Source organism: Rhodococcus jostii NBRC 16295, from assembly GCF_001894825.1.
Classification (GTDB): Bacteria; Actinomycetota; Actinomycetes; order Mycobacteriales; family Mycobacteriaceae; genus Rhodococcus_F; species Rhodococcus_F jostii.
The window spans coordinates 1-5786 of the sequence record NZ_BCWY01000174.1 but is presented as its reverse complement, the minus strand read 5'-3'; the positions used below and the strand labels follow the sequence as shown (position 1 = coordinate 5786).

Sequence of the window (5786 nt, the reverse complement as noted above, 5' to 3'; positions counted from 1 at the left end):
GGCGTGGCGGCGCGACGCCTCCGAGCACCCCAGCCCCAACGCCGGCGTGGCGGAGGCCAGCGCGGCCGGGGCCCTCGGGATCTCGCTCGGTGGGCGCACCGAATACGCGCACGGCGTCGAGATGCGACCGTCACTCGGATCCGGTCCGTCACCGGAACCCGTCGACCTCACCCGCGCGGTACGGCTGTCCGTCGCCGTGCAGTGCGGCGCCGCGCTGGTGTCAGCGGCCCTTGCCGTAGCGGTCGGCCAGTTTCACTTCCGTCGCCGTTCGCGGCGCTGATTCCACCGGCTTGCTGCGCGTGAACGGCTTCTTCCGGGCCGCCGGTGCGGGAGCCGTAGCGGGGTCCGCAGAGGACTTCGCGGACTTCTCCTTGCGACGTTCACGCCACTCCGCCCGGATGAAGTAGGCGAGACCGAGTGGGGCCATGATGCCGAACGCCAGCCACTGCAAGCCGTACGACAGGTAGGGGCCCGCGTCGAGTTGCGGGAGTGGAATGGTGCCGAGGCCGCCCGGCTGATCGGGTTCGAGTTGTACGTACGCGTCGACGAGATCGGTGCCGATGTAGCCGCCGATCTGCCCCGCGTCGATGTAGTAGACCTGCCGCAGCCCGTTCTCGTCGATCGGCTCCTTGCCGGGGATGGTGCCCTCGGACTTGCGGACGCGACCGTCGAGCGTCACCTGCCCGGCCGGCGGCGGATCCACCGGCGGCGGCTCGGTTCCCTGGACCGGTCGGACGTAGCCGCGGTTGACCAGGATCGTGCGGCCGTCGGTCAGCTGCAGCGGGGTCAGGACCTCGTACGCGGGCTGCGAGTCGATGGACCGCAACCGGACCAGCAGGTCGCTGTTCTGGACATAGGAGCCGGTCGCGGTGACGCGGCGCCACTCGTCGTCCGAGTTCGGGGCCGCGCCGGACAGCAGGCTCTCCAGCGGGACAGGGTCGGCGTCGACCGAGTCGGCGATCAGTTGGTTACGGTGCTCCGTCGACGTGTTCTTGCCGAGCTGCCACGGCGCGAGCACGTAGAAACACATGAATGCGAATCCGGCGACCACCAAGGCCAACACCAACCAGCCGGGTCGCAACAGAAATCTCAGCCTTCGCACGCCTCCACGGTAGCCGCTCGCAGGTGGGGACCCTGATCGTGGGTTACCGGCTGCGCACCCAGTCGAGCAGCCCGGGCACCGCCGCCTCGATCTGGAGGCGGACCCGCTCGAAGTCCTCGAGGTCCCCGTAGAAAGGGTCGGGGACGGACGACGTGTCCGCATCCGGATCGAAACTGCGCAGCAGCCGGCGGCGCTCGTCCGGCACACCCATGTGCGCAAGCTCACGGTCGTGGTTCGCGGCGAGAGCGACCACCAGGTCCGCGCCGAGATGGAACGGCCCGACCTCCGCGGCCGTGTGGCCCGTCGGGTACCCGTTCACCTTCAGGGTCTCGTTGGTACGGATGTCCGCTTCGCGGCCGACGTGCCAGCCGTGGGTCCCGGCGCTGCTCACCATCACCCGGTCGTCGAGGGCCTCCCGGCGGAGATGCTCGGCGAAGATCTTCTCGGCCATCGGGGAGCGGCAGATGTTTCCGGTGCACACGAACGTCACGTGCAGCGGAGTGTCAGGCCGCGTCATCGAGCATCTTCCCGAGGTCGGCGACGGTCCCCGCCGTCGCATGCGCGCGCTCCGCCTCGGCAGGGAAGCCGTAACCCCATTCGACGAACACCGCGGGAATGCCCCAGTGCGCGGCGCCGAGGACGTCGTGGTCCCGGTCGCCGACCATCAGGACGTCGGGGGTGGCGCCCTCGGTGGCGGTGACCCCCAGGTTCCGGAGGGAGTGGGCGATCACGTCCGACTTGGCGCGGCGGCTGCCGTCGTCGCTGGCGCCGCCGATGAACTCGAAGTAGTGGGCCAGCTCGAAGTGCTCGAGGATGCGGATCGCGAACCGCTCCGACTTCGACGTGGCGACGGCGAGTCGTCTGCCGCTGTCGCGGGCGTCGACGAGCACCTTCTCGATGCCGTCGAAAACGGCGTTCTCCGCCCATCCCACGCTGTCGTAGCGTTCGAAGTAGGCCGAGACCGCCTGCTGCACGACGTCTTCGTCCAGCCCCATCGACCGGAACGTGTCGATCATCGGCGGGCCGATCACGGCGTCGATCATCTCGTCGGTCGGGGCCGGTTGCCCGATCGTCGCGAGCGCGTGGCGGAACCCGGCGTGGATGCCGGGAGCGGAGTCGGTGAGGGTGCCGTCGAGGTCGAACAGCACGATGGGTGCCGACAGGGCAGCAGGGGCGGAGGACGCGGAGGTGGAGAGAGATGTCACCGGACCATTGTCCCTTAGGCTCGACAGCTGTGGACATTCGTGCCGGTAGCCGGGAGAGCCTGCGTCATCACGGAGACGTGGATGCGGGGCCCGGACTCCTCGATTTCGCAGTCAACGTGCAGGGCGACGGGCCACCGGACTGGCTGCGACTCCGCCTCGCCGACGCGCTGCCCAGCCTGGGCTCCTACCCGACGGTCGCGGCCGATCGCGCGGCCCGGACCGCGGTGGCGTCCCGGCACGGCCGGCCACCCGAGGAGGTGCTGCTCCTCTCGGGTGGCGCGGAGGGTTTCTCGCTGCTCCCGCGGCTCGGAGTCCGGGAGGCGGCACTGATCCACCCGTCGTTCACCGAGCCGGAGTGGGCGCTGCGGGAGGCGCAGGTGCCCGTCACACAGGTGCTGCTCGACGACCCGTACGTCCTCGACTCCGCGGTGGTCCCGGAATCCGCCGATCTGGTGGTGATCGGTAACCCGACCAACCCGACGTCGATGCTGCACCCGGCCGAGCAGATCCTGCGGTTGCGTCGTCCGGGCCGGATCCTCGTGGTCGACGAGGCGTTCGCGGACGCGGTGCCGGACGAGGGCGAGTCGCTGGCCGGCCGTTCGCTGCCCGACGTGCTGGTGCTCCGCAGCCTCACCAAGACGTGGGCGCTGGCGGGACTGCGCTGCGGGTACGCGCTGGGGTCCCCTGAGATCCTCGAACGCCTGCAGGTGGGACGGGCGCACTGGCCGTTGGGCAGCCTGCAGGTGGAAGCGATCGCCGCGTGCAGCGAACCGCAGGCCGTCGCCGCCGCCCGCGACCACGCCGTCGTGCTGGGCGAGTGGCGCGACGACATGATTCGGCGGCTGACCGCGATCGGCGTCGCAGTGCACCAGCCCGCGGTCGCGCCGTTCCTGCTGCTCCGCCTGCCGGACGGCGAACTGATGCGCAAGCACCTGCGGGAGCGCGGCATCGCCGTGCGGCGCTGCGACACGTTTCCCGGACTCGGACCCGACTTCCTCCGCGTCGCGGTGCGCCCCCGGGAGCAGACCGATGCGCTGATCGACGCGATGAAGGAGATCCTGTGAATCCGGTTCGTCTCGCCGACGTGATCGCGACCCTGGATGCGGCGTACCCGCCCGCCCTCGCCGAATCGTGGGACTCCGTCGGCCTCGTCTGCGGCGACCCCGAGGACACGGTGTCGACGGTGACGGTCGCGGTGGATCCGACCGCCGCGGTGGTCGACGAGGCGATCGACGCCGGCGCCGACCTCCTCCTCGTCCACCATCCGCTGCTGCTGCGCGGCGTCGACACCGTCGGCGCCCACACCCCGAAGGGTGCGCTCGTCCACAAGCTGATCAAGGCCGGCTGCGCCCTGTTCACGGCGCACACCAACGCCGACTCGGCGGACCCCGGCGTCTCCGACGCACTGGCGGCGGCGCTCGGGCTCACCGTCACCGGGCCGATCGAGCCGCACCCCACCGAGAACCTCGACAAATGGGTGGTCCTCGTCCCCGCCGGCGACGCCGACACGGTGCGTCGCGCGCTGTTCGACGCCGGCGCCGGACACATCGGCAACTACCGCGACTGCAGCTGGTCCGTCACCGGGCAGGGCCAGTTCCTCCCGACCGACGGCGCGAACCCCGCACTCGGCGCGGTCGGTGCGCTCGAACGTGTCGAGGAGAGCCGGGTGGAGGTGATCGCCCCGCGCGGCATCCGGCAGCGGGTCCTCGCCGCGATGCGCGCCGCCCACCCGTACGAGGAGGTCGCGTTCGACGTGTTCGAAATGGCGACGTTCCCTGGCCCCCGCGGACTCGGGCGCATCGGGGAGCTACCCGAGCCGCTGTCGCTGCGCGACTTCACCGACCGGGTGGCGGACGCGCTGCCCGCCACGACGTGGGGTGTGCGGGCCGCGGGCGACCCTGACGCCACGATCCGCACCGTCGCCGTGTGCGGGGGCTCAGGCGATTCCTTTCTCGACGCCGTGTCCCGACTCGGTGTGGACGCGTACGTGACCGCCGATCTGCGGCACCACCCCGCCGACGAGCACCTGCGCGCCGGTGGTCCGGCTCTGATCGACGTCGCGCACTGGGCGAGCGAGCAACCGTGGTGCGAACAAGCGAAGGGCGTGCTGGACACCGCTTTCGCGCAGACCCCGGAATGGCAGGTGCGGGTGTCGGCGGTCCGGACAGATCCGTGGTCGGTCAGCGCGTCGTCGTTGTAGCGCCGTCCGGCCGAAACCCGTGATGCGCCGGGGTACGGTTGACACTCAGCAATCTGCACAGAAGATCCCTTCACAGAAGACAGCAGGAGTTACCACGCGTGAACGTCGAACCACAGGTGCAGTCCAAGCTTCTCGACCTCGCCGGCGTCGATGCGGAGCTGTCGAGGATCGCCCACCGACGCACCGCGCTTCCGGAGCGTCAGGAAGTCGAGCGGCTCGAGGCGGAACGCGTTACACGTAAGGACGCGGCCGTGGCCGTGGAGATCATCCTCGACGATCTCGACCGCGACATCCGCAAGCTCGAAGGCGAAGTCGACGCGGTCCGTCAGCGCGAGGACCGCGACCGCACGCTTCTGCAGAGCGGAACGGTCGGGTCGAAGCAGCTCACCGAACTCGAACACGAACTCGGCAGCCTCGTGCGCCGTCAGGGACTGCTCGAGGACGAACTGCTCGAGGTCATGGAGCGGCGCGAGGCGTCGCAGTCCGACCACGACCACGCCGGTGCGCAGCTGTCGCAGATCGAGGAAGACCTCATCGACGCCTCCCGCCGCCGCGACGACGCCGTCGCCGATCTCGACGCCGCGGAGCAGCGCTGCACCCGGGACCGTGCCGCCCTCGCCGACCAGTTCCCCTCCGACCTGATCGCCGTCTACGAGAAGCAGCGCAGCCAGAACGGCGTCGGTGCGGCGCTGCTGCAGGCGCGGCGCTGCGGAGCGTGCCGCATCGAACTCGACCGCGGCGAGATCTCCCGCATCACCGGCACCGCACCCGACGTCGTCGTGCGATGCTCCGAATGCGGCGCGATCCTGGTGCGTACCAAGGAGTCGGGTCTGTGAGTCGCGTCGTCCTCGAGGCGGACGGTGGATCGCGCGGCAATCCCGGACCTGCGGGCTACGGCACCGTGGTGTTCGACGCCACCCGCGGCACCGTCCTCGCCGAGCGCAAGGAAAGCCTCGGGATCGTCACGAACAACGTCGCCGAGTATCGGGGTCTGATCGCCGGACTCGAGGCCGCCGCCGACCTCGGCGCGTCCGAGGTGGATGCGCGGATGGATTCCAAACTGGTCGTCGAGCAGATGTCCGGGCGCTGGAAGGTGAAGCACCCCGACATGATTCCGCTGCACCGTCAGGCGTCCACTCTCGCCCGGCAGTTCGACGAAGTCACCTACACGTGGATTCCGCGGGCGGAGAACTCGCACGCCGACCGCCTCGCCAACGAGGCCATGGACGGCGCCGCCGCCGAGCCCATGGACGGCGCCGCCGCCGAGCCCATGGACGGC

At 70.4% G+C, this 5786-nt stretch carries 8 protein-coding genes; 5 read left to right on the top strand and 3 right to left on the bottom strand.

Annotated features, from left to right (window positions below; all coding sequences use genetic code 11):
- The coding region (locus RJ1_RS44135) for a cobalamin biosynthesis protein (RefSeq protein WP_174695091.1) at nucleotides 1-280 on the top strand (280 nt) is incomplete at its 5' end.
- Here RJ1_RS44135 and RJ1_RS44130 read toward each other — a convergent pair.
- Genes RJ1_RS44130 through RJ1_RS44120 form a run of 3 tightly spaced genes read right to left on the bottom strand, consistent with a single transcriptional unit; the run spans nucleotide 221 to nucleotide 2307 of the window.
- On the bottom strand, nucleotides 221-1102 hold the full coding sequence (locus RJ1_RS44130) for an SURF1 family cytochrome oxidase biogenesis protein (RefSeq protein WP_073370944.1): 882 nt from the start codon (nucleotides 1100-1102) through the stop codon (nucleotides 221-223). The genes RJ1_RS44135 and RJ1_RS44130 overlap by 60 nt on opposite strands.
- 43 nt (nucleotides 1103-1145) lie before the next feature.
- Nucleotides 1146-1619 carry a low molecular weight protein-tyrosine-phosphatase gene (locus tag RJ1_RS44125; RefSeq protein WP_073370941.1) on the bottom strand — a complete coding sequence of 158 codons (474 nt, stop codon included), beginning with the start codon at nucleotides 1617-1619 and terminating at the stop codon, nucleotides 1146-1148.
- Nucleotides 1606-2307 carry an HAD-IA family hydrolase gene (locus RJ1_RS44120; protein ID WP_073370939.1) on the bottom strand — a complete coding sequence of 234 codons (702 nt, stop codon included), beginning with the start codon at nucleotides 2305-2307 and terminating at the stop codon, nucleotides 1606-1608. The genes RJ1_RS44125 and RJ1_RS44120 overlap by 14 nt, the downstream gene beginning before the upstream one ends.
- A gap of 29 nt (nucleotides 2308-2336) precedes the next feature.
- Here RJ1_RS44120 and cobC point away from each other — a divergent pair, with 29 nt between their 5' ends.
- The 4 genes from cobC to RJ1_RS44100 all read left to right on the top strand — a co-directional run.
- Nucleotides 2337-3371, top strand: a complete 1035-nt coding sequence (gene cobC, locus RJ1_RS44115) for an Rv2231c family histidinol phosphate aminotransferase CobC (protein ID WP_073370936.1) — start codon at nucleotides 2337-2339, stop codon at nucleotides 3369-3371.
- The gene (locus RJ1_RS44110; RefSeq protein ID WP_073370934.1) at nucleotides 3368-4507 is read left to right on the top strand and encodes a Nif3-like dinuclear metal center hexameric protein; all 1140 of its coding nucleotides are present in this window, start codon (nucleotides 3368-3370) and stop codon (nucleotides 4505-4507) included. The genes cobC and RJ1_RS44110 overlap by 4 nt, the downstream gene beginning before the upstream one ends.
- Nucleotides 4508-4605: 98 nt before the next feature.
- Complete coding sequence (locus RJ1_RS44105) at nucleotides 4606-5343, top strand: zinc ribbon domain-containing protein (RefSeq protein WP_073370931.1); 738 nt, start codon at nucleotides 4606-4608, stop codon at nucleotides 5341-5343.
- Nucleotides 5301-5786, top strand: a 486-nt coding sequence (locus tag RJ1_RS44100) for a reverse transcriptase-like protein (RefSeq protein ID WP_143169607.1), incomplete at its 3' end; no start/stop codon positions are given. The genes RJ1_RS44105 and RJ1_RS44100, both read left to right, overlap by 43 nt.

What these genes read in the sequence shown, in the direction of transcription:
- RJ1_RS44125 (WP_073370941.1), bottom strand. Translation starts at nt 1,619, where the DNA reads ATGACGCGGCCTGACACTCCGCTGCACGTGACGTTCGTGTGCACCGGA.